Here is a 20,686-nt window from a genome sequence, read left to right as displayed (position 1 = left end):
GACACGCTCATGACCCGCATTCCCTTTCCGTCGATGAAGTACCCGCTGATCGCGATCCTGCGCGGCCTCAAGCCCGAGGAAACCGCAGGCGTCGTTGGTGCCCTGATCGAGACCGGCTTCTCCGCGATCGAGATCCCGCTGAATTCACCCGATCCGTTCCGCTCGATTGAGACGGCCGTGAAGATGGCGCCCGAGGGATGCCTGATCGGCGCCGGCACGGTGCTGACGACGGCACAGGTAGAACAACTCGCCGATGTCGGCGGCCGCCTGATGGTGAGCCCCAATGTCGAGCCGGCGGTGATTTCTCTCGCCGCCAAAAAGGGCATGGTGACCATGCCCGGCGTGCTCACCCCGACCGAGGCGCTTTCGGCCGCGGCGGCGGGCGCCACCGGCCTCAAGTTCTTCCCGGCAAGCGTGCTCGGCCCGTCCGGCATCACCGCGATCCGCGCGATCCTGCCGCCGGAGCTGGAAATCGCTGCCGTCGGTGGCGTTTCGGACGCGAATTTCGGCGACTATGCCAAGGCCGGCATCCGCAGCTTCGGTCTTGGTTCCAGCCTCTACAAGCCCGGCATGAGCGCGGCTGAAGTGCGCGAGCGCGCCGTTGCCACCATCAAGGCCTACGACGCCGTCTACGGAGCGCGCTGATGAGCGACACCATCCCCTTCTCCGGCAGCATTCTCTGCGAAGCGACGTCGATCCTCGGCGAAGGTCCGACCTATGACCCGGCCACCGGCACCGCCTGGTGGTTCAACATCAAGGGCCAGGAACTGCATGAACTGCACCTAGAAAGCGGGCGCAAGACCGTGCACGCCCTACCCTTCCTCGGCAGCGTGCTCGCCGTCATCGATCCGACCCGGCAGCTGATCGCCTCCGACCAGGGCCTCTTCATCAGGGATACGCGGACCGGTGCCTTCAGCCTGCTGACCACGCTTGAGGACGAACCCATCAATCGCTCGAACGACGGCCGGGTTCATGCGTCCGGTTCGCTCTGGATCGGCACCATGGGCCGCAGCGCCGAAAAGGGCTCCGGCGCGATCTATCACGTCGCCGGCAGCAAGGTGACGAAGCTCTATGCCGCCATCACCATTCCCAACAGCATCTGCTTCTCGCCGGATGGAACCGTCGCCTATTTCGTCGATACCGACATCAATCACCTGATGCGCGTCGATCTCGACGCCGCGACCGGGCTGCCGAAAGGCGAACCGAGCCTGCTCGTCGACGGCAGTGGCGAAGCTGGCGGCATCGACGGCTCCGTGTGCGATGCCGACGGTCTGATCTGGAACGCCCGCTGGGGCAGTGGCACGGTCGATGTCTACCGCCCCGACGGCGCGCGCATCGCGCGCTACGCCGTGCCGACGGGCCAACCGAGCTGTACCGCCTTCATCGGAGCGAAGGCCGATCGCATGCTGGTGACATCCGCCTGGCAGGACATGGACGAGGCAACGCGTGCGGCGGACCCGCATGCCGGCAAGACCTTCGATCTCGGCGTCAGCGTCAAGGGCCGGTTCGAACCGTCTTTCCGTCTCTGACCGGAAATTCTTGGCCGAGTAACTCTTGGCGAAGCGCCAATAAAAAGTCATACAATTCAGCCACGCGTTTGATCGCATGGTGAGGAGGAAGCTCGCATGAGCGACAAGAAGAAAGAACTGCGCAGCCGTCACTGGTACGGCGGCACCGACAAGGATGGGTTTATCCATCGCTCCTGGATGAAGAACCAGGGATTTCCGGACCACGTATTCGACGGCCGCCCGATTATCGGCATTTGCAACACCTGGTCGGAACTCACGCCCTGCAACAGTCATCTGCGCATTCTGGCAGAGGGCGTGAAGCGTGGCGTGTGGGAGGCCGGCGGTTTCCCGGTCGAGTTCCCGGTGTCTTCGCTCGGCGAGACGCAGATGCGCCCGACCGCGATGCTCTTTCGCAATCTGCTCGCCATGGATGTCGAAGAGGCGATCCGCGCCTATGGCATCGACGGCGTGGTGCTGCTCGGCGGCTGCGACAAGACAACCCCCGGCCAGTTGATGGGTGCGGCGTCGGTCGACCTGCCGACGATCGTCGTCTCCTCCGGCCCGATGCTGAACGGCAAGTGGAAGGGCAAGGACATCGGCTCCGGCACGGATGTCTGGAAGTTCTCCGAGGCCGTACGCGCCGGTGATATGAGCATGCAGGAATTCATGGCGGCAGAAAGCGGCATGTCGCGCTCACCGGGTGTGTGCATGACGATGGGCACGGCCACCACCATGGCGTCGATCGTCGAGGCGATGGGCCTGTCGCTGCCGACCAATGCGGCGCTGCCGGCCGTCGACGCCCGCCGCATGGCGCTGTCGCACATGACCGGCAAACGCATCGTCGAGATGGTGCATGAAGACCTGCGCCTGTCGAAAGTGCTGACCAAGAAGAATTTCGAGAACGGCATCATTGCCAACGCCGCCGTCGGCGGTTCGACCAATGCCGTCGTGCACATGCTGGCGATCGCCGGCCGCGCCGGCGTTGATCTCTGTCTTGAGGATTTCGACCGCGTCGGCAGCCAGGTGCCGTGCATCGTCAACTGCATGCCGTCCGGCAAGTATCTGATCGAAGACCTCGCCTATGCAGGCGGCCTGCCGGCGGTGATGAACCGCATACAGCATCTGCTGCATGCCGACGCGCCGACAGTCTTCGGCGTGCCGATCAGCAAATACTGGGAAGATGCCGAAGTCTACAACGACGACGTCATCCGCCCGCTCGACAATCCGCTGCGGGCTGCCGCCGGCATTCGCGTGCTCAAGGGCAACCTTGCCCCGAACGGCGCCGTCATCAAGCCGTCGGCCGCAAGCGAGCATCTCCTCGTCCATGAAGGTCCGGCCTATGTCTTCGAGACGATCGAGGAGCTGAAGGCAAAGATTGACGATCCGGACCTGCCGGTGACCGAAGACACGATCCTTGTGCTCAAGGGCTGCGGACCCAAGGGCTATCCGGGAATGGCCGAGGTCGGCAACATGCCGATCCCGCGGCGCCTCGTCGAAAGGGGCGTGCGCGACATGGTGCGCGTGTCCGACGCCCGCATGTCCGGTACCGCCTTCGGCACCGTGGTCCTGCATGTCAGCCCGGAATCGAATGCCGGCGGGCCGCTCGCCATCGTCAAGACCGGCGACCGTATCCGCCTCGACGCGATGAAGGGCGAGCTCAACCTGATGATCAGCGAGGAAGAGTTTGCGACGCGCATGGCCGCCTGGCAGGCGCCGCCGCCGAAATGGACCCGCGGCTACTACAAGCTCTACCAGGACACGGTGCTACAGGCCGACAAGGGTGCGGACCTCGACTTCCTCGTCGGCGGCAGCGGCAGCGAAGTGCTGCGCGAAAGCCACTGACGGCTTCGGACGCAGTTCGAGGCAGACGCGATTCAAATACCCCGCCCGTCAGGCGGGGTATTTTTATCCGGCCAGGGGACGGGAGCCCAACGGCGAAAGCCTTGCGGCCGGCGAACGCAGTCGCGACCAGGTTTCAAAGCCGTAGATGGCGAGCCCGAGCGCAATGAAAAACTCCTTGTACTCGGTCGGGTCCCAAAGGCGCACGAGCGTGGAAGCCTGGAGAATGAACAGCTCCTGGATCGCGACGATCAGAATGGCGCCTGCCGTCAGCACGATGAACTCGCGCCAGTGCCCTGCCCTCAGCGCGATATCGGCAACCATCAGCAGTATGATCACGGTCATCATCACCATCATCTGCGTCGGCAACATGCTCCAGTTGTCGCTGTTGAAGGCGGCCATCGGGGCGCTTGCCGCCAGCACCAGCACGCTCGGCGCAAAAGCATCGAGCCGACCAAGGCTGATGCTCTTGCGCAGATAGAGCCAGACGAAGGGCGCCAGCGTCAAAAGGAAGAAGCTGCCGGTGTAGTAGAGCAGTTCCGAGAAGCCGGTGGAGATGTTGTGCAGGTTCAATTCCTGCTGCTTGTTGAGCGCGAGCAGGCCCTCCGGCGTGGCGATACCGAAGACGCGCTGCATCCAGGATATCTCCTCCATGCCGACCACGAAGAAGCAAAGCGCCAGAAGCGCTGCAAAAGCCGCGGCCATCCAGGCGCGACGTCCCATTCCTGAACGGACCACGCGCAGTTGCCCGACGGCAGCAAACGCAAAGAAACCGCTGGCGATGAAGATCAGCAGGGCAGAGGCCCATTCGACCAGGCCGTCTTCACGCGCCAGAAGGCTGAAACCGAGGGGATCGGCAACGAACACCAGCGCCATCAGCACGGCGAGCATCCAGCCGGCGACACAAAGCCCAAGCTCGCGGCCGGACGCCAGCCGCAGCTCCGGCGCGCCCAGCCAGGCGGCATCGCGGGTAAAGCCCTGAACAGCCGCGAGCGACAGGCTCAGAGCCACCCAGGCATGCCAGAGATTGTAGGGCTCGACGCCAGGAACCCGTTCCGAAAAATAGCGCAGCCCAAAAAGATTGCGCTCGATCAGAACAAGGCCGGCCATCGCCAGAACGGAGAGCAAGGAAACAGAAAGAAAGCGGCGCGGCAAAAACATCGTGAAAACCATCCCGGGATAACAGGGTGACGACGCTGCGCGCTATTTCCTGCCATCTGCCAAGTATCGACAAGAACGCTCAAGAATTCATGAATGGCACAAAGTACATAATTGATCACTAAAATACATATATTCGAAAACCAAAATACATGTCCGCGCGAGATTGCCGACAATCCTTGGAAAATCGCGGCGGAGGGTCACGTTCAGCGGCAACGGACCTTTCGACCTGAAACTTTGACTATTTTTTCCGGAACCGTTCGGGCTCCCGGGCGTTGACACCATATCACCGGCGCGGTGGACCTGGCGGCAGAAGCCAGGCCGCGCCCTGATCGAAACGTCAAGGAAAGGCAGTTTGAGATGATCAAGAAACTCGTAACAACCGTCGCAGCCGGCGCGCTCTTCGCGGGTCTTACTGTCGCCCCGGTGGCTTTCGCGCAGGACGCAACCAAGCCGATGGAACAGCCGCAGACGATGCAGCCGGCGCAGCCCGCCCCGGACGCCATGGCTCCGGCCGATCAGGCTGAAACGAAACCGCCGATCACGGAAACCAAGACCGCTGATGTGGCGCAATCGGACGCCACCTATCTGACCGAGCAGGCAAGCGACCAGATCGCAGCCAGCACCTATATCGGCCAGAGCGTCTACAATGCCGGTGACGAAAGCATCGGCGAGATCAACGACCTGATCATGAAGAAGGATGGCGGCGTGGAAGCGGCCGTAATCGGTGTCGGCGGCTTCCTGGGTCTCGGTGAAAAGGACGTAGCGGTTCCGTTTGATCGCATCACGATCGCCGAGCAGCCCAACACGGACAAGCTGAAGCTGACGACCACCGAAACCGCCGATACGCTGAAGGCGGCTCCGGAGTTCAAGACGAAGGCACAGCAGGTTGCCGAACAGAACGCCAACCAGCCGGTTGACACGTCGACGACCTCTTCGACCACGACTACTGCACCGGCACAGCCGATGCAGCAGGGTACCGAACAGCCGCAGCAGTAACGTCGTAGCATTCCAAGCTGTTCAGTACGCCTTCCAACGGGCGGCGGTGCCAGGCATCGCCGCCTTGGCTTTGCGTCAGACGAGCACTCCGTCGCGTTGGGCATCGTAAATGCCCCCGTGGATGTTGCGGCTGGCGACGGCATCGCCGATGCGGAACATGTCGAAGCGGGCATCGAGGTTTTTCTGCGGGGTGGGGTTCTCACCGCGAAGCAGTGCCTTGTAATCGACGCCCCCCAGCTTGCGTGAAAGCGGCTTCAGTTCACGATAGAGGTCGTCCATCGGCACCGTGCCATGCTCGACCACCAGTGGCGCGACGCGCCCCTTGATCGTTGCCTTGTCCGAAAAATCGGAACCGAGCGTCGCAACAAGGCCATTGCACTCCCGCCGAACGGATTTCACCCGCGTGTTGATCGTCACCCGGACATTGTGTTCGGCAAAGGCGGTCGCATAGGGCACATGGTTCATGCCCGCGACCTCGGGCGCGAACATGCGCTCGGGCGAGACGATCTCGAGCGCGCCGCCGCCGCGCGCGATCAGCTCGGCCGCCATCATGCCGCTATAGGCGCCGTTGTCGTCATAGAGCGGCCCCTCCGGCTTCACCGTCCCGGCGATGATATCCCAGCTCGACACGACGAGGTCGTCGGCTCAGGCGGTAAGACTGCAGCAGCGGATCTTTCGACGATGTCGTTTCCTGTTCCTTGAAAGGCGACCGAGAATGCCGGCTTCGTCAGTACCAAGCATCCGCCATGCTCTCCTTGCGGCGCGTGACATAATCGATCAGCGCCTCGTCAAGCGCCACATCCAGCGGCGGCGCTTCATATTCGGCAAGCGTCTTCTTCCAGGCGCGGTTGGCACGCGTCGCCATGTCGGTCTCGCCCTCCTCAACCCATTTCTCGAAGGGCTCGTTGTCCGAAAGGGCCGAATCCCAGAAGGCGGTCTGGTAGTTGCGCATGGTGTGGTCGCAGCCGAGGAAATGGCTGCCGGGACCGACCTGCAGGAAGGCGTCCATGGCCAGCGTGTTGTCGTCGACGACCACGCCGGCAAGATAGGAATGCAGCGCGCCGCAGAAGTCGGTGTCCATAACGAACTTCTCGTAGGACATGGCGAGCAGCCCATCGACGAAGCCGGCGGAATGCAGGATGAAATTCGCGCCGCAATGCACCGCCGAGAGCATCGACATCGCGCCTTCCTGCATCGCCTGTGCATCCGGCAGCTTCGAATTGGAGAAATTGCCGGCACAGCGCAGTGGCAGGCCGAGCCGGCGCGCAAGCTGGCCGACGACCATGCTGCCGATCGCCGGTTCCGGCGTGCCGAAGGTGGGCGAGCCCGAGCGCAGCGACATGGACGACAGGAAATTGCCGAAAATGACCGGGGCGCCCTTGCGCTCCAGCTGGGTCAGCGCACAGCCGGCAAGCGTCTCGGCATAGGACTGGGCGATGGCGCCGGCATTGGTGACCGGCCCCATGGCGCCGCCAAGGATGAAGGGCACAATGACCGCGGCCTGGTTTGCCCGCGCATAGGCGCGCAGCGACTTCGTCATCGTCCCGTCCCAGACGAGCGGCGAATTGACGTTGACGTTGCCGAGGATGACGCAGTTGCGATCGACGAAATCGCGACCAAAGAGAATGCGCGCCATCTCGATCGAATCTTCGGCACGGTCTTCCGCCGTGATCGAACCCATGAAGGCGCGGTCGGAATATTTGATATGGCTGTAGACCATGTCGAGGTGGCGCTTGTTGACCGGCACATCGACCGGCTCGCAGATCGTGCCGCCGGAATGGTGCAGCCAGGGGCTCGACTGCGCCAGCTTGATCAGGTTGCGGAAGTCCTCGATCGTGCCGTAGCGCCGGCCCTTGTCGAGGTCCATGACGAAGGGCGAGCCATAGGCCGGCGAGAAGACGACGTTGTTGCCGCCGATCTCGACATTGCGCGCCGGATTGCGGGCATGCTGGGTAAACTGGTGCGGCGCCGAGGCGACGATTTCCTTCAGCATGCCCGGTTCGAAGGTCACCCGGACGCCGTCGACCTTCGCGCCGGCCCTTCGCCAGTAATCGAGAGAAACCGGGTCGTCGCGAAACTCGATGCCGACTTCGGCAAGGATTCGATCGGCAATCGCTTCGATCCGAAGCAGGCTTTCCTCGCCGAGGATATCATAAGTCGGAATGTTTCTGGTGATGTAGGGAACACCGAGGCTGCGTCCTGCGCCCTCGCGCCGGTTCGGCCGTGTACCGCGTGTCCGTCTCGGTGCCGCCGCGTCCGTTGCCAGTGCCGTATCCATGCCCATAACCTCCCATCATCTCAGATGATGCTATGGGAGAAGAATTCCACTGTAACGCTGGAAAAATTCGATCCATGCTATAAGCGAGGTTTATGGAAAACCTGCGCCGCCTGCTCCCGTCCGCCGCAAGCCTCATCGTGTTCGAGGCAGCCGGCCGCCACCAGAACTTCACCCGTGCTGCCAACGAGCTCGGCATGACCCAGGCTGCCGTCTCCTACGCCGTGCGCGGTCTTGAGGAACAGCTGGGCGTGCCGCTGTTTCATCGCGTGCACCGCGCGGTCGAGCTGACGGAAGCGGGCGAGAAGTTTCATGCCGACGTCTCCGTCGGCCTGTCGCGCATCCAGAAGTCGGCCGAAGACATTCGCGCAAAGGGCCGCGAGACCAACGTGACGCTCGCGGCCTCCACCGCCTTTGCCTCGATGTGGATGCTGCCGCGCCTCAACCGCATGCGCGAGGACCTGCCGGAAATCGATCTCCGGATCCAGACCAGCGTGCGCGACCTCGATCTGGAGGAAGAGCCGATCCCGCTCGGCATCCGCGGCGGCGACCCAAGCCATTGGCCGCGTTACCATGCCGCCCTGCTCGCCGACGAGGTGGTCAACGCGGTCGCCACACCCGCCTATATCGAGCGGCACGGCTTGCCGAAAACGGCCGCCGACCTGCCACGCCACAACCTCATCCACCTGGAAGAGCCGGTCCGACGCGCCTGCGACTGGACCGAGTGGTTTGCGAGCGCCGGTCTTGCCTATCCCAAACAGGCCCGCCGGCTTTCGATCAACGACTATGTCCTGGTGATCCAGGCGGTGCTATCCGGCGAAGGCGTGGCGCTCGGCTGGGAACACTTGATCTATCCGCAGATCCGCTCGGGCGCGCTGGTCCCGGTCGCCGGACACGTGCTGAAGACGGGCCTTGCCTTCTACGTCGTCTGGCCGAGATCGCGCGAACTGAATGCGCAGGCCAAAAGGGTGCGTGACTGGCTGCTGGATGAGGGGCGGCGCGACCGCGCAGCGATGTCCGGCGCCGAGGACTAACCCGGATCAGGCCTGGGCGGGAAGATCGCGGTAGCGATCGGCAAGATAGCGCATCGTCGCCACCGCATCGGCGGGCTTTCCGTAGAAGTAGCCCTGCCCCAGTCCGCAGCCGAGCGCCTTCAGTTTCAGGGCTTCGGAAAAATCCTCGATGCCTTCGGCGACGACTTCGAGCTCAAGCCCCTCGCACATCGACACGATCGCCTTGATGATATGCTCCGAGGCACGATCGGCAGAAATGCGCGAGACGAAGGCCCGGTCGATCTTGACCTTGTCGAAGGAGAAGTCGCGTAGCCGGCCAAGGCTCGACTGGCCCGTGCCGAAGTCGTCGAGCGAGACGCGGACGCCGGCGGCGCGCAGTTCCGCAACGATCTTCTGGGCGATATCCGCATCGGCCATGACGGCCGTTTCGGTGATTTCCAGCTCCAGGCGCCGCGGGTCGAGGCCGATCTGGGTGATGATCGACAGCAGGCGCCGGCTGGTGGTCGGATCCGTGAGCTGCGCCGAGGAGAGATTGAAGGAGAGGAAGAGCTCCTTCGGCCAGGAAAGCGCGGCATGGGCTGCCTTGCGCAGCAGGACCTCGGCGAGCGAATCGATGAAACCACGCTCTTCGGCGAGCGGCACGAACACCGCCGGCGAGACATAGCCGAGATCGGCATCGCACCAGCGCGCCAAGGCCTCGAAGCCGACAACCGCGTCGTTGCGCAGATCGACGATCGGCTGGAAGTGCACGTCAACCTCGTTGGCGATGATGGCGTTGCGCAGCGCTTGCTCAAGCTGCGTCGCGCGCTTCATCTCCTGGGCGATCTCCTGCGAGTAGACGGTGATCTGCCCGCGGCCGCGGCGCTTCGAGCGATAAAGCGCGGTATCGGCGCTTTTCAGGAGGTCCTCGAATACCTCTCCGGCAAAGGGATAAACGGCGAAACCGAAGGAGGCGGACAGACGAACGTGACGGTCGCCGAGATCGAAGGGGGCCGACAGCACCTCCTTCAGCATCTGTCCGATCTTCTCGGCGCCCTTGCGCTCGAAGATCAGCGGCAACACGAAGGCAAATTCATCGCTGTCGAAACGGATGATCGTGGCACCCTCGGGCGCGCAGGCCTTCAGGCGATAGGCCACCTGGCAGAGGATCTCGTCGCCCGCTTCCGGTCCGAACAGGTCATTGATCGGCTTGAAACCATCGATATTGGCAAGGCCGATGGTGAACGGAGCCGGGTCACTGGCACGCTCCTCGGCGAGATCAAGGACACACTGGCGCAGGCAACGGGCGTTGCCGAGCCCGGTCAGTTGATCGACATCACCCCGGGCCGCAGGCGCCTCGCGGCCAACACGGTGGTAAGGTGTTTCCGCTGTCATCATCGCCGTCCCCCACTCATCTGGCAGGGATGGCGTGCGATCGAGCCCGCCGCCAGCGTGCGCCACGACGCAAACCGGCTGTGTCTTTCCGACACGACCGGGGCTTGGGCAACGAGGTGGATGCGAGGCATACGGATGGGGCTCTACACTTTAGCGGCAATTCGGGGCAGACGATCGCAATCGGCGGTTAACAATCCGATATCGTGCCGCTCCAAGATTTGCCATTGGCCTCCCCAATTCTAGCGAGTTGACACGCCTTTTACTCAACCTGCCGTTCGTACTGCCTTCACCGGCATGAATTTTCTCAACACCGCCTCGATCATATCGGGGCTCACCGGCTTCATGATGTGGTCGTCCATGCCGCATGCCTTGCATTGCTGCAGGTCGATATCCAAGGCCTGGGCGGTAACCCCGATGATCGGAGTTTTCTGTGCGCGTCCCTTTTCAGCCGACCGGATTGCGACGGTTGCGTCGAAGCCGTTCATGACCGGCATCGACACATCCATCAGCACAAGGGCCGGTTGCAGTTCGTGCCAGAGTTCGACGGCCTCGCGACCGTTGGCGGCGATCCGATGCGAAACGCCGAGCCCCTCGAGGATCTGGGTGAAGACGAACTGGTTGATCTGATTGTCCTCGGCAACGAGCACGTCGACCTGCGGAGCCGGCGGCGGCGGCGCGATCTCTTCGGCCTCGAACGACAGCGACCATTCCGGTTGCAGCGCGGCACCCGCGCGCTCGGAACAAACACGGAAGACTTCCGCAAGCACCGCCGCCCCGTCCTGATCGGCGGACACCGGGAGGATCGGGCTGTCGCGCCAGCCGGCAGCGATCTTCTGCCGCTCGGGGAAAGCCGCGTCGAGCAGCAGGATGTCGAGTTTCAGCCCCGCCTCGTCGACAGCAGCGCAGAAGGCGTGCAATTCGTCGACATCGCGAACGGCGCAGGCGTCGAGCCCTGAGCCGCGCAGCCGGGCGACAAGCCGCTCCTCCAGCGCTCGGTCGTCGGTCGCCAGGAGCACCCGCAGGCCGCGCGCCGGCAAGGTCTCGATCATCGACCCCGCCTCGACGAGCTGCTGGACATTCAGCGCCCGGAAAGGATCGTAGAAATTCTGCGCCGCGGCAAAAATGCTGTAGTCGCGGATCTGCAGGGTCACCTCGCCCGAGGGTTCCTCGCCGCCCTGATACCAGACGGCAATATCGGTCACGTCGTTCATGCAGGTGACGACGAAATGGCGGCCGGGCATGCCGACGCGGTACTTGCGGGTCAGCACCCAGAGGTCGCTGCCGTCGGCACGCACGATGTGCTCGGCCTGCGAAAACGGCTTGCCGGTTTCAAGCACCGTGCGATCGGACTGTTCGAAGCGCTCCGCCAGGTCGCTCTCGACCAGGTCCCAGGCTGAGCGGCCGAGGATGGCGTCCTGCGCCAGGTCATGGATCAGGCAGAAGGCCTTGTTGACTGCGATGTAATTGAGATTGCGATCCTTGACGCAGATGGGATTGGGCTGCGCGTCGAGGATCTGCTCGGTCAGCTCCACCCGCTCCAGGTCGGTCTGAAGCTGTTCGTCGCGCTTCTTCTGGTCAGAGACGTCGCTGATCGACAGGATGCCCATGCCGCTCGACAGGCGGCGCTTGCGCATCGAAACCCAGCGGGTGCGGCCGGCACGCTCTACGCTCTCGTAGCGCTCGCGCCAATGCAGCGCCATGTGCTCGGCAATCCATTCCTCGCGGTTGGTGCGTCGGCGGCTGTTTTCCGGGACGGTGCCCGGACGGACACCGGTGTCATAGACGGCACCGAGGAAATCCCTGAGCCGTGCGCCCGGCATCAGGGCTTCCGCCGGCACCGGGAAAAATTGCAGCATCGTGCGGCTGGCAAAGAGAATGGTATCGTCCCGGCTGCAGACAAGCACAGCGATGCCGAGTGCGTCGCAACTCGACTCAAGAATGACCCTGTTGATGTCCGCGCCGTTCGGCGCCCCATCGCTCATCGCACTGTCCTCACTCGCCTACCGCATGTGTCCCTGGATCGTCAGATCAGGGGGAACAGGCGGCCATCCAAAGTGCCACAACGGCCTGCCGCGTCTTCATAATGACGCGCGGCGCTGCAACGGCGGTTTCATTTCGGGACATGCTGGGGTGGCCTTGGCAGGCGTCTCTTCGAGCGGCGGGAGTGCGGCGTCCAGCTACGCCGCAAGGCTCAAAAGACAAAACCCGTGATCATTCAGGTTGTTGTGGAAAATCGCAGCAGAGTGTTAAGGGCCGATTAAACCCTCGATCATTTTTCAAGGGTGTCGGCACCAAGCGCTCGCGGCCGGGGACGAGATACCGTCCCCTCTTCCGTTTCCGCGGCGAATCCCGGAAAATGGGCCATGGCCATCAAGCAGCTTTCAGAAACCCTCATCAACCAGATCGCCGCCGGCGAAGTGATCGAACGTCCGGCCAGCGCCGCTAAGGAGCTGATCGAGAATGCGCTCGACGCCGGCGCGACCCGCATCGAGATCGCGACCGCCGGCGGCGGCAAGACGCTGCTGCGGGTCACCGACAACGGCTCGGGCATGGCACCTGGCGACCTCGAACTTGCGGTTCGAAGGCACTGCACGTCGAAGCTCGACGACAGCCTCTTCGACATCCGCACCCTCGGCTTTCGCGGCGAGGCCCTGCCTTCGATCGGCTCGGTCGCCCGGCTGTCGATCACGACGCGCACGGCCGGCGCCAGCGAAGGCGCGGTCATTGCGGTTACCGGCGGCAAAACCGAGGCGGTCCGCCCCTCGCCGGCCAATACCGGCACGGTCGTCGAAGTGCGCGATCTCTTCTTCGCCACCCCGGCCCGACTGAAGTTCATGAAGACCGAGAAGGCGGAAGCAGCCGCCATTTCGGAAGTGGTGCGCCGCATGGCGATCGCGTTTCCGGCGGTCCGTTTCGTGCTCTCCGGCAGCGACCGCTCGACACTCGAATTCCCGGCAACCGGCGACGACCGGCTGGCGCGCATGGCGCAAGTGCTCGGCAAGGATTTTCGCGACAATGCGATCGAGATCGATGCGGCGCGGGAAGACGTCGAACTGACCGGCTTTGCCGGCGTGCCGACTTACAATCGCGGCAACTCGCTGCAGCAATATGTCTTCGTCAATGGCCGCCCGGTGCAGGACAAGTTGCTGCTGTCGGCGATCCGTGCCGCCTATTCCGAGACGATCCCGAGCGGCCGCTATCCGGTCGCCGTGCTGTCGATCACGCTCGACCCGGCGCTCGTCGACGTCAACGTGCATCCGGCGAAGTCTGACGTGCGCTTCCGCGACCCCGGCCTGATCCGCGGGCTGATCATCGGCGCGATCCGTCAGGCGCTGACGCGCGACGGCGACCGCGCCGCAACGACGGGCGCCCGCGGCATGATGCAGGCGTTCCGCTCTGGCGATTACCGCCCGCAGCCCTGGAGCGCCGAGACGTCGCCTTCCCGGCCGACACAATTCGACGCGATGCTGCGCCACCTCGGCGAGCAGCCGCAGGCAAGCTTTGCGGCATTTTCCGCCCCTTCGGCGCGCGTTGCCACCCCGTTTGAGCGGGAAATGCCCGTGCCGGCGCCGGAGGCCAAGCAACCGCCGCCGCCGCAATCGTTCCCGCTCGGCGCCGTGCGCGCCCAGCTGCACGAAAACTACATCGTCGCCCAGACCGATGACGGCCTCGTCATCGTCGACCAGCATGCCGCGCACGAGCGGCTGGTGTTCGAGGCGATGCGTACGGCGCTGCATTCGCGACCGGTCGCCGCCCAGGCGCTGCTGATCCCGGAGATCGTCGACCTGCCCGAAGACGATTGCGACCGGTTGATGGCCCATGCGGAGGAGTTCTCCCGCCTGGGTCTCGCGATCGAGCGCTTCGGACCGGGCGCGATTGCGGTGCGCGAAACGCCGGCCATGCTCGGCGAAATGGATGCCGTCGGTCTCGTGCGCCAGCTCGCCGACGAGCTTGCCGAATGGGATACGGCAAGCGGGCTGACGAGCCGGCTCGAATATCTCGCCGCGACCATGGCCTGCCACGGATCGGTGCGCTCGGGACGGCGCATGCGCACCGAGGAGATGAACGCGCTTTTGAGGCAAATGGAGGCGACGCCCGGCTCGGGCCAGTGCAATCACGGCCGGCCGACCTATATCGAACTCAAGCTCTCCGATATCGAACGGCTGTTCGGCCGGAGCTGATCTTCACGCCTGGCGAAATGCGACTGGCATTTTTCCGGACGGCGAGCTAGACCAGAGAACCAATAACGAAGACGGAAACAGGCGCCGAGCATGATGAACCGGTTTGAAGGAAGCGCTTCGCGCGAAGCGAAGATCCGTTATCTCGACGGCGACTTTCAGATCGTGCTCGCGGGTTCGCACGTGGTCTGCGCGATGACCGGCAAGATCATCCCCGTCGACGAACTGCGTTACTGGAGCGTCGCCCGGCAGGAGCCCTATGTCGACGCGGAAGCCTCGCTCGAGGCGGAAAAGCGCGCAGGCGCGCTGCCCAACCAGCGCCGCTAATCAAGCCCGGACACCAACAACGGCACTCCGGCGCCACGACCCACAGGGCGCCGTTACTTAGCCGCGCCTTCGCGCAGCTTGCGGGCACGCGCCGCGGCAAGCGCCGTCTCGATGATCCTTTTCGGCGCCATCGGGTCGTCGAAGCGCACATCGATCTCGATCACCCTGCTCGCTGCGGCGAGTTCGGCGGCGCGGCCGTGGCCGGGCTCCAGGCGCACCAGATCCTTGGCAGTGGTAACGAGCTGGCAGCCGAGCGCTGCAGCCTGGTCGAGCAGATCGGCGATTTCGTCCTCGGAGAAATGGTGGTGGTCGGGAAAACTGCGGGTTTCCTCGATGACGGCGCCCGTCTCCCGAACGGTGCGGTAAAACTTCTCCGGATCGGCAATGCCCGCCCAGGCAAGCACCTTGACGCCATTTAGCGATCCGTCGTCGTGCCTTATGACGTCGGCTTCGTAGATCTGCTTGCCGGCGCGGGCGGCGCGACGGATCAGGGCGTCGGCCTCGGTGCCGTCACCGATCTTGAGCAGGGCCGTGGCGTGGCGGAGCTGGTTCGACAGTGGCGCCCGCACCGGGCCCGCCGGCACCAGATAGCCGTTGCCGATGCCGCGGCGGGAATCGATCACCAACAGCGCGAAGTCGAAGGCCAGCCTCGCGCTCTGGAAACCGTCGTCCATGATGATGATGTCGACGCCTTCCTTCACCAGCCGACGAGCCCCATCGACGCGGCGGCGGCAGACGACGGTCAAGGCCTCCTTCGCCAGAAGCAACGGTTCGTCGCCGACGTCGCGGGCGCGATGATGTTCCAGATCGACGACGGTCGTCACGTCGAGCGAGCCGCCATAACCGCGGCTGAGGAATCCGGGCTTCAGCCCCTTTTCGCGGATGACGCGCGCAAGCGCGATGGAGGTCGGCGTCTTGCCGGCGCCGCCGACGGTGAAATTGCCGATGCAGATGACCGGGACCGGCACCGAGGCGCGCTGCGCGCGATCCATGCGCATGCCGGCAATCCGTCCGTAAACCCATGAGAACGGCCACAACGCGCGCGCACGCCAATCCGCCTTGGTCCACCAGAATGGCGGCGCTTCCGATACCATCTTTGTTCCGTGGCCTCCCGGCCGCTCAGGTCCTTCCGTTTCCGGGAGGGACGGTTTGTTCGCCGGTCGAAACCGGCGGATTGCGACAAAAAACGTCAGAACGGGAAAAAACGCAAGCTATGGAGACCGATACGGCCACGGCAGGGGCGCTGAACCGGGCCGATCACGATGCACAACTGAAGGCAATCGCGGCAAGCCGCTGCCGCAACTCGATCTAGAGGACAGCTTCGAGTTCGGTGATGTCCGAGAGGCAATGGTCGGAAGCCGCCGCAAGCGACTGGCGCGAGCCGGTGCCCGTCAAGACGGCGACCGTCATGCCGACGCCGGCGCTGCGGCCCATGTGCATGTCGTGATTGTTGTCACCGACGACAACGACCTGCTGCGGCTCAAGGCCGGTCGCGGCACAAAAACCGAGCACCATGCCCGGCTCCGGCTTGACGCCGTAGCCGCTGTCATAGCCCGCCACATAGTGCAGGTAATCCTCGAAGCCGAAGCGCTTTGCCGTTTCGCGGATCGAACGCTCGTTGTCGCTCGAGGCGACACCGAGGCGGTAGCCCTTGGCGTGCAGCCCGGCGAAGAAAGCGCCGAGATCGGTCACCGGCACGGCATATTCAGCCGAGCGCGCAAACAGGCCGTCAAGCAGGGTCGTCAGTTCGGCAATCGTGAAGGGCGCGCCCGCGCCGACGAAGCCGGTCGCGATCTCGACCGTGTTGCCTGCGGCAAGCAGGCTGTCGGGCAGCACGTGGCCGGTTTCGGCGTCCATGCCGCCGGCTGCAAGCAGCGTGCGGGCCAGGGCCTCATCACCCTTTGCCGCGATCCGCGCCAGTTCGTAGTTCACCGGCACCCAGCTCTTTGCGTAGTCGAGCAGGGTTCCATCCTTGTCGAACAGGATGCCGGCTATGGCTTTGGCTGCGGTCATGACGAGGCTTCGTCTCCTGCTGGATCAGTTGTCGGTCGGCGGGTTGAGACGCGCCTTGACGACGAGCGGATTGATATAGGGCTCAAGTCCCTTCATCGTCGCCGACAGGGCACCGCGCATCTCTTGCACGGTTTCGAGGCCGGCATCGATCATCGAGCGACGCATGTCGTCGTTGGCGAGCAGATAGTTGACGCCCTTGGCCAGCATCTCGACGTCGCGCACGATCTTGGCGCTGCCGTTCTTGGCCAGCGTCTGATAGGTCTCGCGAAAGTTCTGGACGTTGCCGCCGGAAAGGATGGCGCAGCCGAGCATCGCCGGCTCCAGCGGGTTCTGACCACCCTCGGCAAACAGCGACCGGCCGACGAAAGCGACCTCGGTCAGGCGAAGATAGAGGCCCATTTCGCCGATCGTGTCGCCGAGGAAGATATCGACGTCGGGCGTCAGCGGATCGCGGCGCGTGCGCCGGGCGACCTTCAGCCCTTTGGCCGTCAGCGCCGCCTCGATGGCGTCGCTGCGATCGGGATGACGCGGAACGATGATCGTCAGAAGGCCGGTTCGCTCCTTGAGCGCACGGTGCACGACACCGGCGGCCGCCTCCTCGCCGTCGAAGGTCGAGATCGCCGCCCAGGTCTTGCGGGCGCCGATCTGCTGGCGATACTCCTTCAGCGCCTGCGGATCGTGTGGCGGCGCGTCGGTGTCGACCTTGAGATTGCCCGACACCATGACCGGCAGCGCACCGAGCGTGCGGAAGCGCTCCGCATCGACATCGGACTGGGCAATGACGAGCGCGAGATTCTCGAACAGCGCATCGGCGAGCGCCGGCCGACGCTTCCAGCGCGCGAACGTCCGGTCGGACATGCGCCCATTGACCAGAACCTGCGGGATATGGCGGCGGCCGAGTTCCAGGATGGTCATCGGCCAGATCTCGGATTCGGCGATGATCGCCAGATCCGGCTCCCAGTAGTTGAGAAAACGGCTGACGGCCGGCTTGAAATCGAGCGGGACATACTGGTGGATCACCGTCGACCCCAGGCGCTCGGCCACGACACGCGCAGAGGTCATCGTCCCGGTCGTCAGCACGACGTGGATGCCGCGCCGCCTGATTTCCTTGATCATCGGGATGACGGCGTTGGTTTCGCCGACGCTTGCCGCGTGGAACCAGACGAGAGGGCCTTGCGGCCGCGGCTCGCTGGCATGGCCGTAGCGCTCACGGCGGCGCGTCGGATCCTCCTTGCCCTTCGCCGCGCGAATGGCAAGGTAGGACCAGACGAGGGGATAGATGGCCGAGCCGATCCAGCGGTAGCTGGACAGCGCCAGGCGCGCGCGAAAGCTGCTCATGACAGGCCACCTTCCCCGGCCGTTCCGGCCCGGAGAGACTTAAGGGCGACTGGCATGCGGGTAAACACCGCGCATCCCGACCTCATCGGCATCAGCCGTTTTCCGGGTCGAGCAGACGGTGCATGTGGACGATGAAGTAACGCATGTGAGCGTTGTCGACGGTCATCTGCGCCTTGGATTTCCAAGCAGTCAGGGCGCTTTCGTAGTCCGGGTAGATGCCGACGATATCGAGCTTGTCCAGGTCGCGGAAATGTACGTCAGTCAGCGTGGTGAGTTCGCCGCCGAAGACGAGGTGCAGACGTTGTTTTTTCTCGGTGTCGTGAGCCATCGGACTTCCATTTATTCTTGTTGGGTGTGGGCGTTGATTTGAGGCATTCAGCCTCAAAGGTCAATGGGGCTCCATGGACCGCGATGCGGCGATCAGGCCCGGCAAGAGCGGCTTTGCCGCCGCGCAGAGAACCCCGTGAACGACAGTGGATCGATTGTATGAGAGCGGCTGCGCATCGAGATCGGCCAGCGCGCCGCCGGCGCTCGCTAGAATGAGATCTGCTGCAGCCAGGTCCCAGTCGTGGGAGTTCTTCTTCACCAGCGTTCCGTCGATCCGCCCGTCGGCAACCATGGCCAGCCGATAGGCAAGCGACGGCACATGCGGGATACGGGTAACGGCGCTGCGATAGGGCGCCGGAAGCTTGCCGATCGTGTCCTCGGCAGCCGCCAGATGCAGTGTTTCCCCGGGTTTTGCCTCGCGCACCGAGATTTGGGCGCCGTTTTTCAGCGCACTGCCGCCTGCGACCGCCTCGAAGAGTTCATCGAGCGCCGGGGCATAGAGCACGCCGGCAACGGGCTGGCCGCGATGAACGACGGCGACGCTGACGCACCAGAGTTCCTTGCCGGCGATGAAAGCCCGCGTGCCGTCGATCGGATCGACGACGAAGACCGTTTCGCGCGACAGCCGGCTCAGATCGTCGTCCGTCTCCTCCGACAGCCAGCCGTAATCGGGCCGGGCCGCAAGCAAGCGCGTCTTCAGCACATCGTTTGCGGCAAGATCCGCCTCGCTTACCGGCGAGCGGCCTTCGTTCTTCCAGCGGACGTCGGGCGCCTTGCGGAAATAGCCGAGCGCGGTTTCGCCGGCGACAACCGCCGCGGCACGGATCACGTCGAGATCCGGCTTCCAGTCCGCGCCCGGTGGTGCTGTGTCAGACATTCAAAACCCCGTCAGCCCGCCTCTCCCTTGTCCGGAAGGCGGGATCGGCGCGGGCTTCCCGCGCCTGCTTTTCCAGCGGCCTTGTCAGAGGCCGGCGAGCGTCATGCCCTCGATGGCGAGCGTCGGCGCCGCGACGCCGAACTTGCGGTCGATGTCGTCTGCCGGCGTCAGCGCCATGAACATGTCTTTGAGATTGGACGCGATCGTGACTTCAGAGACGGCAAAGGTCAGCTCGCCGTTCTCGATCCAGAAGCCGGAGGCGCCGCGGCTGTATTCGCCGGTCACCATATTGACGCCCTGGCCGATCAGTTCGGTGACGTAGAAGCCGGTGCCAACCCCGCGGATGAGATCGTCCCGCGAGATCGATCCCGGCTCGAGCGCCAGATTGGTCGAGGACGGATTGACGGTCGGACCGCCGCGCACGCCGCGGCCGTTGGTCTGAAGCCCGAGTTCGAGCGCTGCCGATGTGGACAGGAACCAGTGGTTCAGCACACCATCTTCGACCATCGCCAGTTTCTCGCCGCTGACCCCTTCGCCGTCAAAGGGACGCGAAGAGGAGCCACGCACGATCAGCGGGTCGTCGGTCACGGAAAGACCCGACTTCAGGATCTGCTTGCCCATCATGTCGCGCAGGAAACTCGTCTTGCGGGCGACAGCCGCGCCATTGATTGCGCCGGCCAGATGGCCGACGAAGCCGCGGGCTATGCGTGGATCGAAGACGACGGTGACATTCTTGGCGGTCGGCACCTGGCGCGGATTGATGCGGGCGACCGCGCGCTCGCCGGCCAGGCGGCCGATTTCGTCGGCGTCGCGCAGGTCGGCAAAGAAGAGGCGGCTATCATAATCGTAGTCGCGCTCCATCTTGGTGCCCTCGCCGGCAATCGCGCTGACGGAGCGGCCAAAGCGGGTGGCCATGTAGGAGCCGGAAAAGCCATGCGAGGTGACAAGTACCAGCCCGCCCATGCCGGCCGATGCCCCAGCGCCGCTGGAATTGGTAACGCCCGAGACCGCGAGTGCCGCCTCTTCGGCGGCAAGCGCTGCCTCGGTCAGGGTTTCAGTGGAAACCGCCGTGGCGTCGAAAAGGTCGAGGTCCGGATAGGACTTCGCCAGCCGGTCGGCGTCCGCCAGCGCGGCGAAGGGATCCTCCGGCGAAGCCTTGGCCATGGCAACCGCGCGCTCCGCGAGCAGCTTCAGGTCAAAACCCGGATTGGCCGAAACGCTGGCGACACGCCGTCCGACAAAAACACGGAGCGAAAAGTCGTCGCTTTCGGAGGCTTCCGTCGCTTCAACCTTGCCGAGGCGGACGGAGACGGAGCGGGAGCGCCCGCGCACCACCACCGCGTCCGCCGCATCGGCGCCGGCCTTGCGGGCGAGGTCCACGAGTTCGGATGCGCGTTTTTCGAGGTCGGCAGAATCGATCGTGTCTGACATGGTGTGGCCTTTCATTCCTGCCCCATTTA

At 64.2% G+C, this 20,686-nt stretch carries 17 protein-coding genes and 1 pseudogene; 7 read left to right on the top strand and 11 right to left on the bottom strand.

The window, feature by feature from the left end; genetic code table 11:
- Positions 1–9: 9 nt before the first annotated feature.
- The 3 genes from IB277_RS01380 (at position 10) to IB277_RS01370 (ending at position 3,350) form a co-directional block, all read left to right on the top strand.
- Positions 10–645 (top strand): 2-dehydro-3-deoxy-6-phosphogalactonate aldolase, encoded by a 636-nt coding sequence (locus tag IB277_RS01380; RefSeq protein ID WP_112975945.1) that lies wholly within the window; start codon positions 10–12, stop codon positions 643–645.
- Positions 645–1,529 (top strand): SMP-30/gluconolactonase/LRE family protein, encoded by an 885-nt coding sequence (locus tag IB277_RS01375; protein ID WP_192370693.1) that lies wholly within the window; start codon positions 645–647, stop codon positions 1,527–1,529. The genes IB277_RS01380 and IB277_RS01375 overlap by 1 nt, the downstream gene beginning before the upstream one ends.
- 96 nt (positions 1,530–1,625) lie before the next feature.
- Positions 1,626–3,350, top strand: coding sequence for an IlvD/Edd family dehydratase (locus IB277_RS01370; protein ID WP_192370691.1), 1,725 nt, complete (start codon positions 1,626–1,628; stop codon positions 3,348–3,350).
- A gap of 63 nt (positions 3,351–3,413) precedes the next feature.
- On the opposite strand, the gene IB277_RS01365 is transcribed toward IB277_RS01370, so the two are convergent.
- A complete protein-coding gene (locus tag IB277_RS01365) occupies positions 3,414–4,508 on the bottom strand; it encodes a hypothetical protein (RefSeq protein ID WP_192370689.1) in 1,095 nt (364 codons plus the stop codon).
- Positions 4,509–4,865: 357 nt separating this feature from the next.
- Between IB277_RS01365 and IB277_RS01360 the strand changes: the two genes are divergently transcribed.
- Entirely contained in the window at positions 4,866–5,504 is a 639-nt protein-coding gene (locus IB277_RS01360; protein ID WP_110818504.1) for a PRC-barrel domain-containing protein, read from the top strand.
- A 75-nt stretch (positions 5,505–5,579) separates the two neighbouring features.
- Here IB277_RS01360 and IB277_RS01355 read toward each other — a convergent pair.
- A pseudogene (locus IB277_RS01355) lies at positions 5,580–6,146 on the bottom strand (N-methylproline demethylase); the annotation flags it as partial.
- A gap of 85 nt (positions 6,147–6,231) precedes the next feature.
- Positions 6,232–7,782, bottom strand: a complete 1,551-nt coding sequence (locus IB277_RS01350) for a trimethylamine methyltransferase family protein (protein WP_110818589.1) — start codon at positions 7,780–7,782, stop codon at positions 6,232–6,234.
- 92 nt (positions 7,783–7,874) lie between these two features.
- On the opposite strand from IB277_RS01350, the gene IB277_RS01345 reads away from it, so the two are divergent.
- A complete protein-coding gene (locus tag IB277_RS01345) occupies positions 7,875–8,813 on the top strand; it encodes a LysR substrate-binding domain-containing protein (protein WP_060584079.1) in 939 nt (312 codons plus the stop codon).
- 6 nt (positions 8,814–8,819) lie between these two features.
- Here the strand turns inward: IB277_RS01345 and IB277_RS01340 are convergent, their stop codons facing one another.
- Positions 8,820–10,166 carry a bifunctional diguanylate cyclase/phosphodiesterase gene (locus tag IB277_RS01340; RefSeq protein WP_246802652.1) on the bottom strand — a complete coding sequence of 449 codons (1,347 nt, stop codon included), beginning with the start codon at positions 10,164–10,166 and terminating at the stop codon, positions 8,820–8,822.
- Between the two features lie 263 nt (positions 10,167–10,429).
- The gene (locus IB277_RS01335) at positions 10,430–12,148 is read right to left on the bottom strand and encodes a response regulator (protein ID WP_110818506.1); all 1,719 of its coding nucleotides are present in this window, start codon (positions 12,146–12,148) and stop codon (positions 10,430–10,432) included.
- A gap of 381 nt (positions 12,149–12,529) precedes the next feature.
- Between IB277_RS01335 and mutL the strand changes: the two genes are divergently transcribed.
- Both mutL and IB277_RS01325 read left to right on the top strand, forming a co-directional pair.
- Positions 12,530–14,347 carry a DNA mismatch repair endonuclease MutL gene (gene mutL, locus IB277_RS01330; RefSeq protein ID WP_060516411.1) on the top strand — a complete coding sequence of 606 codons (1,818 nt, stop codon included), beginning with the start codon at positions 12,530–12,532 and terminating at the stop codon, positions 14,345–14,347.
- Between the two features lie 90 nt (positions 14,348–14,437).
- Positions 14,438–14,671, top strand: a complete 234-nt coding sequence (locus tag IB277_RS01325; RefSeq protein ID WP_034801006.1) for a DUF2093 domain-containing protein — start codon at positions 14,438–14,440, stop codon at positions 14,669–14,671.
- A 53-nt stretch (positions 14,672–14,724) separates the two neighbouring features.
- On the opposite strand, the gene lpxK is transcribed toward IB277_RS01325, so the two are convergent.
- From lpxK to IB277_RS01295, 6 genes are all read right to left on the bottom strand, one after another.
- On the bottom strand, positions 14,725–15,765 hold the full coding sequence (gene lpxK / locus IB277_RS01320) for a tetraacyldisaccharide 4'-kinase (protein ID WP_110818507.1): 1,041 nt from the start codon (positions 15,763–15,765) through the stop codon (positions 14,725–14,727).
- Between the two features lie 214 nt (positions 15,766–15,979).
- A complete protein-coding gene (locus tag IB277_RS01315; protein ID WP_110818508.1) occupies positions 15,980–16,684 on the bottom strand; it encodes an HAD family hydrolase in 705 nt (234 codons plus the stop codon).
- Between the two features lie 24 nt (positions 16,685–16,708).
- On the bottom strand, positions 16,709–18,022 hold the full coding sequence (gene waaA, locus IB277_RS01310) for a lipid IV(A) 3-deoxy-D-manno-octulosonic acid transferase (protein ID WP_110818509.1): 1,314 nt from the start codon (positions 18,020–18,022) through the stop codon (positions 16,709–16,711).
- A 91-nt stretch (positions 18,023–18,113) separates the two neighbouring features.
- A complete protein-coding gene (locus tag IB277_RS01305) occupies positions 18,114–18,350 on the bottom strand; it encodes a DUF4170 domain-containing protein (protein WP_034800996.1) in 237 nt (78 codons plus the stop codon).
- Positions 18,351–18,410: 60 nt separating this feature from the next.
- Positions 18,411–19,226 carry a 3'(2'),5'-bisphosphate nucleotidase CysQ gene (locus tag IB277_RS01300; RefSeq protein ID WP_034800994.1) on the bottom strand — a complete coding sequence of 272 codons (816 nt, stop codon included), beginning with the start codon at positions 19,224–19,226 and terminating at the stop codon, positions 18,411–18,413.
- An 84-nt stretch (positions 19,227–19,310) separates the two neighbouring features.
- A complete protein-coding gene (locus tag IB277_RS01295) occupies positions 19,311–20,657 on the bottom strand; it encodes a TldD/PmbA family protein (RefSeq protein ID WP_034800992.1) in 1,347 nt (448 codons plus the stop codon).
- Positions 20,658–20,686 lie beyond the last annotated feature (29 nt).

It is taken from the genome of Ensifer sp. ENS07 (assembly GCF_014852185.1).
Lineage (GTDB): Bacteria > Pseudomonadota > Alphaproteobacteria > Rhizobiales > Rhizobiaceae > Ensifer > Ensifer adhaerens.
The sequence above is the reverse complement of the archived record's forward strand: the minus strand, read 5'-3'. Positions and strand labels throughout refer to the sequence as shown.

Coding starts and splice junctions, on each gene's coding strand:
- lpxK (WP_110818507.1), bottom strand. CDS start 15,765: ATGGTATCGGAAGCGCCGCCATTCTGGTGGACCAAGGCGGATTGGCGT.
- waaA (WP_110818509.1), bottom strand. CDS start 18,022: ATGAGCAGCTTTCGCGCGCGCCTGGCGCTGTCCAGCTACCGCTGGATC.
- IB277_RS01350 (WP_110818589.1), bottom strand. CDS start 7,782: ATGGATACGGCACTGGCAACGGACGCGGCGGCACCGAGACGGACACGC.
- IB277_RS01300 (WP_034800994.1), bottom strand. CDS start 19,226: ATGTCTGACACAGCACCACCGGGCGCGGACTGGAAGCCGGATCTCGAC.
- IB277_RS01370 (WP_192370691.1), top strand. CDS start 1,626: ATGAGCGACAAGAAGAAAGAACTGCGCAGCCGTCACTGGTACGGCGGC.
- IB277_RS01340 (WP_246802652.1), bottom strand. CDS start 10,166: ATGACAGCGGAAACACCTTACCACCGTGTTGGCCGCGAGGCGCCTGCG.
- IB277_RS01375 (WP_192370693.1), top strand. CDS start 645: ATGAGCGACACCATCCCCTTCTCCGGCAGCATTCTCTGCGAAGCGACG.
- IB277_RS01315 (WP_110818508.1), bottom strand. CDS start 16,684: ATGACCGCAGCCAAAGCCATAGCCGGCATCCTGTTCGACAAGGATGGA.
- IB277_RS01305 (WP_034800996.1), bottom strand. CDS start 18,350: ATGGCTCACGACACCGAGAAAAAACAACGTCTGCACCTCGTCTTCGGC.
- IB277_RS01345 (WP_060584079.1), top strand. CDS start 7,875: ATGGAAAACCTGCGCCGCCTGCTCCCGTCCGCCGCAAGCCTCATCGTG.
- IB277_RS01295 (WP_034800992.1), bottom strand. CDS start 20,657: ATGTCAGACACGATCGATTCTGCCGACCTCGAAAAACGCGCATCCGAA.
- IB277_RS01360 (WP_110818504.1), top strand. CDS start 4,866: ATGATCAAGAAACTCGTAACAACCGTCGCAGCCGGCGCGCTCTTCGCG.
- IB277_RS01335 (WP_110818506.1), bottom strand. CDS start 12,148: ATGAGCGATGGGGCGCCGAACGGCGCGGACATCAACAGGGTCATTCTT.
- IB277_RS01365 (WP_192370689.1), bottom strand. CDS start 4,508: ATGTTTTTGCCGCGCCGCTTTCTTTCTGTTTCCTTGCTCTCCGTTCTG.
- IB277_RS01325 (WP_034801006.1), top strand. CDS start 14,438: ATGATGAACCGGTTTGAAGGAAGCGCTTCGCGCGAAGCGAAGATCCGT.
- mutL (WP_060516411.1), top strand. CDS start 12,530: ATGGCCATCAAGCAGCTTTCAGAAACCCTCATCAACCAGATCGCCGCC.
- IB277_RS01380 (WP_112975945.1), top strand. CDS start 10: ATGACCCGCATTCCCTTTCCGTCGATGAAGTACCCGCTGATCGCGATC.